The 3,423-nt window shown below is 57.2% G+C and carries 5 protein-coding genes; 4 read left to right on the top strand and 1 reads right to left on the bottom strand.

Translation table 11 applies throughout. The features are described 5' to 3' along the window. Nucleotides 1–247: hypothetical protein (locus RR842_RS13025; RefSeq protein WP_332730034.1), on the bottom strand; the 247-nt coding region annotated here is incomplete at its 3' end. Between the two features lie 162 nt (nt 248–409). Here RR842_RS13025 and RR842_RS13030 point away from each other — a divergent pair. The 4 genes from RR842_RS13030 to brxC form a co-directional block, all read left to right on the top strand. Further along, nucleotides 410–607, top strand: a complete 198-nt coding sequence (locus RR842_RS13030; RefSeq protein ID WP_332724953.1) for a hypothetical protein — start codon at nt 410–412, stop codon at nt 605–607. Then, nucleotides 594–1,202: a DUF1819 family protein gene (locus RR842_RS13035; RefSeq protein ID WP_332730035.1), complete on the top strand. Its 609-nt coding sequence runs from the start codon at nt 594–596 to the stop codon at nt 1,200–1,202. The genes RR842_RS13030 and RR842_RS13035 overlap by 14 nt, the downstream gene beginning before the upstream one ends. Further along, the gene (locus tag RR842_RS13040; RefSeq protein WP_332574589.1) at nt 1,202–1,798 is read left to right on the top strand and encodes a DUF1788 domain-containing protein; all 597 of its coding nucleotides are present in this window, start codon (nt 1,202–1,204) and stop codon (nt 1,796–1,798) included. Before RR842_RS13035 ends, RR842_RS13040 begins: the two co-directional genes overlap by 1 nt. 19 nt (nt 1,799–1,817) lie before the next feature. Next, a partial coding sequence (gene brxC / locus RR842_RS13045; protein WP_332730036.1) for a BREX system P-loop protein BrxC occupies nt 1,818–3,423 on the top strand: 1,606 nt, incomplete at its 3' end.

Genomic DNA, 3,423 nt, shown 5'->3' on the forward strand with positions numbered 1-3,423 from the left:
TTGGGTGGCCTTGCAATGTTGTGGGGGTGGGGGGATAAGGACAACTGGTGGCTGTTTCACTAAAATAAATATAAAACAAAAAACGACCGTTTGCCCAGTTGAATAAGGGTAAACGGTCGTTTGTTGCTGCGGAAAAATCAACAGCTTCTTTTACTGCGCTTTCCAGCCCGCGAAGATGCTCTCTGCTGAAAGTCTTTCCGCGTTGAATTTTGGATCTTGTGTCTGTTACGGAATTTACTCGTGACACTCAGTGCAGCTTTAAAGGCAGAACCTGCAATAAAGATTACAAACTGCTCGTAAAGCAGACAAAGCCGTGAGAATCGCGAACGCCAGTCATCGGGTCAACCACCTGTGCTAAAATTTTAATAAAATTTAGTACAAAGAGCGCGACCAGAAAGGGCGTACTTCAATGGGCGAGCAGGAGCTGAAGAAGCATGTGCTTGGAGCCAAGAAAACGGAGCGGATCATATTCGCGGCGACACCCGAAATGAAAGCGGCTCTGGAGACCATCGCGCAGGAGAAGTGTATGAGCCTTTCGGCTCTGCTGACGTCGCTTGTCGTCGAAGAAGTGCTCGCCAACGAGGAGCTGTTCGATGGCGAAGAATAAGAAACTGGCCGGCGGGGTTATGACCCGCGAGCAATGGCTCCTCAAGGAAACGCGAATAGTGGCTCGCATGCGTTTAGACGGCGCAAGCGAAGATGAGGTTATCGAGAAGACTCAAACGGAGAACCTGTTCCAATACCCGACCGAGCGCATGCTCCGCAATATCGCCGGAGTTTGCAACAAGCGCATCGACGCGCTGGACGACGAACGTCTTGTGCGAATTATAGCGTCCGGCATGCCCGGCGCAGCCGCGCAGACGAACCTCTATGCGATGATGTCGGCGTACCCGCTGATGAGACACTTCATGACCACCGAGATTGCGCGGCATTACAGGGAACTGGATTACAGCTTCACGCGTACGGACATGAACGCCTACTTCACGGAACTGACGGCGGAGTATGAGAGCTTCGCGACCATCGCGGATTCTACTGTCACGAAGCTCAAGTCGGTGCTGCGCAGATGCCTCCTCGAGGCCGGCGTCCTCACCAAGGACGGGTACCTGCAGCGAGTGCTTCTCGATCCTGATTTCGAGGATATCCTGCACGAGCGCAAGGACTACGCAGCCTTGGCGGCGTTCGGCGAAAGAGAGGCCCTTTAATGCCTGCAACCTACATCGACAAGCCAAGCGACAAGGCGTTTGGCGAGTTTGAGGCCCGTTGTGAAGCGTGCAAGGCACGCCTGCGCCAAGAGGACTTTCTACACAACCGAGGGCTCGGCAACGAGGTTGGCATATACACCTTCTGCTACGACCCCAGGCTCAAGAACCGGGCACGCGGCTTCTTCGACAAGCTCAAGGCGGACCCGTCATTGCCATGCAGCATTCGCGAGGAGAACCTCTACGACATCCTGCTCGAGATCTGCGAGGAGAAGCACATCGCGGCTGCCATCCCTAGGAGGGAGGCGAAGCAGGGTCAGACGCAGATGCTCAAGCAGCTATCCGCCGTAGCGAGCCCCGAGGCGTTCGCGAAGAAGATTGCAAACAGGCCCAACCGGCCCGGCGACGTGATCCTCATCACCGGCGTCGGCGAGGTCTACCCGTTCATGCGAGCGCACAACATCCTCGACAACATCCAGCACCTGTTCGAAGAGACCCCCGTGATAGTCGCTTACCCGGGACGGTTCAACGGACAGACCCTGTCGCTCTTTGGGCGGCTGTGCGACGGCAACTACTACCGGGCATTCGACCTGATTTAGACCACGAAAGGCTAAAGACATGCAAATTCAGAACATGTTCGAGCATGACATCAACAGGAACATCAACGGTGTGGTCAAGGTCGGCGACGTCGACGAGAACCTTGTGGAGCAGGAGCTCAAGGAATACGTCGTGGCGAAGGAGCTGCAGGGACACTTCTCCACGTTCTACCGAAACTACGAACGGTCGCTCGACGCGCCCACGAGCAAGACGGGCGTGTGGATCAGCGGTTTCTTCGGCTCCGGCAAATCTCACTTTCTCAAGATGCTGAGCTACCTTCTCTCCAACCCGGAGGTGAAGGGCAGGCGCGCGGTCGATTACTTCAAAGGCAAGATCGACGACGAGATGGTCTACGCACGCATGAAGCGCGTCGCCGCGGTGCCCACAGAGACGATTCTGTTCAACGTGGATTCCAGGGGGGGCAAGTGGAAGGAAGGCGAGACCGCCAAGACCGCACTTATGCGCTCCTTCCAGCGCGTCTTCTACGAGAACCAGGGCTTCTACGGCGAGGATCTGAAGCTTGCCAAGCTCGAGGCGTTTATTGATTCGAGGGGCAAGACGCAAGAATTCTGCGAGGTGTTCGAGGATGTCAGCGGCCTCGGCTGGCTCGAGAACCGCGACGGATGGTCGTTCTACGAGGACGACATGGTCGAGACCCTCGCACGCGCGCTGGGGATGAGCCGCGACGCCGCTCAGCACTGGTTCGATGGCACCGAGACCGACGTGGTCTCGTCCGACACGTTCTCCAGGCAGGTGAAGGCATACATAGACAAGAAGAAGGCGGAGTTCGGAAGCTTCAGGCTCGTGTTCCTGGCAGACGAGATCGGCCAGTTCATCGGTTCCGACAACAGCCTTACTTTGGACATGCAGACGATGATCGAGGACCTCGGCACCCAATGCGGCGGAGACGTGTGGGTGCTGGTCACAAGCCAGCAGGCCATCGACTCGGTCACCGACATCGTGGGAATGGACTTCTCCAAGATCCAGGGTCGATTTGACACGCGCCTGTCGCTGTCCTCGAGCGACGTGGACGAGATCATCAAGGAGCGCGTGCTGGCGAAGACGGATGAAGCCACGGCGCTTCTTGAAACGGAGTACCAGAAGCAGGCGACGGTGCTCAAGAATCTCTTCAGCTTCGACGACTCGACCAGCGACCTGTTCGGCTATGCCGGCACGCGCGATTACGTCGAGAGCTACCCGTTCGTGGGTTACCAGTTCCGCATCCTGCCCGACGTCTTCACCAAGACGCGCGAGCACGGCTTTTCCGGCAAGCACATGTCCAGCGGCGAGCGTTCGATGATCTCGGCCTTCCAGGAGTCGGTCCAGCGAGTGCAGGAAGAGCAGCCCGGGGTGCTCGTGCCGTTTTGGCGATTCTACGATACCATCGAGACATCGCTCGACTACGGCATCAGACAGGTGATAAACCGCTGCCAGGACGCCGCCGACGAGGGGCACGGCCTTTCCGAGGACGACGTGCGGCTAATCAAGGCGCTCTACCTCATCCGCTACATCGGCGACATCACGCCGAACGTGAACAACATCGCAAACCTCATGATCGATTCGGTCGACGTTGACAAGATTGCCCTGCGCAAGCAGGTCCTGGAATCGCTCGAACGTCTTGTTCGCG

The sequence above is a fragment of the Gordonibacter sp. genome (genome assembly GCF_036667095.1).
Classification (GTDB): domain Bacteria; phylum Actinomycetota; class Coriobacteriia; order Coriobacteriales; family Eggerthellaceae; genus Gordonibacter.

Excerpts from the sequence above, each read along its gene's own strand:
- RR842_RS13030 (WP_332724953.1), top strand. The coding sequence starts at position 410 with ATGGGCGAGCAGGAGCTGAAGAAGCATGTGCTTGGAGCCAAGAAAACG.
- RR842_RS13035 (WP_332730035.1), top strand. The coding sequence starts at position 594 with ATGGCGAAGAATAAGAAACTGGCCGGCGGGGTTATGACCCGCGAGCAA.
- RR842_RS13040 (WP_332574589.1), top strand. The coding sequence starts at position 1,202 with ATGCCTGCAACCTACATCGACAAGCCAAGCGACAAGGCGTTTGGCGAG.